The organism is Streptomyces doebereineriae (genome assembly GCF_031845645.1).
Classification (GTDB): Bacteria; Actinomycetota; Actinomycetes; order Streptomycetales; family Streptomycetaceae; genus Streptomyces; species Streptomyces canus.
The window spans coordinates 1-465 of the sequence record NZ_JAVREZ010000236.1 but is presented as its reverse complement, the minus strand read 5'-3'; the positions used below and the strand labels follow the sequence as shown (position 1 = coordinate 465).

Below are 465 nucleotides of genomic sequence, written 5' to 3'. Positions count from 1 at the left end.
CTCGTTGTCCTAGAAGCAGACTCGAATGCCCGTACGGGTCAGGCGGCGTCCTTCTCGCCGGCCGAATCGTTGGCGACAGCCTTCTCGCCCGTAGGCTTGGCCGTACCTCCGGTGGCCTTCTTGACGGCGTCGCCGAGCTTCTTGATCGACGACGACACCTGGTCCTGGGCATCCTTGACGGCGGTCCGGACCTGCTCGCCGGTACGGCTGAGTGACTTCGTGACGCCTGGCAGAGCCTTGTGGCCGTCCGACAGATCGGTCGCGCCGCGGGGCTTGACCATGCCGTCGAGGATGTCCTTGACCTTCGACTTCGCCGGGGTGCCGGCCGACGAATCGTCGGCGACCTTGCTTGCGGCCGTCGCAGTTTCGCCTGCAGCGTCCGGGGCGTCCGGTGCCGATGCGAGATTCCGCGTGACGGCGCTGGTGTTCACCGCGGCCTTCACGTTCTCCACCTCGGTGGACACC

General features: G+C 66.9%; 1 protein-coding gene. It reads right to left on the bottom strand.

The window, feature by feature from the left end:
* Positions 1 to 38: 38 nt before the first annotated feature.
* Positions 39 to 465 (bottom strand): hypothetical protein (locus RNB18_RS51640; protein ID WP_311721014.1); only part of this gene is annotated, 427 nt, incomplete at its 5' end.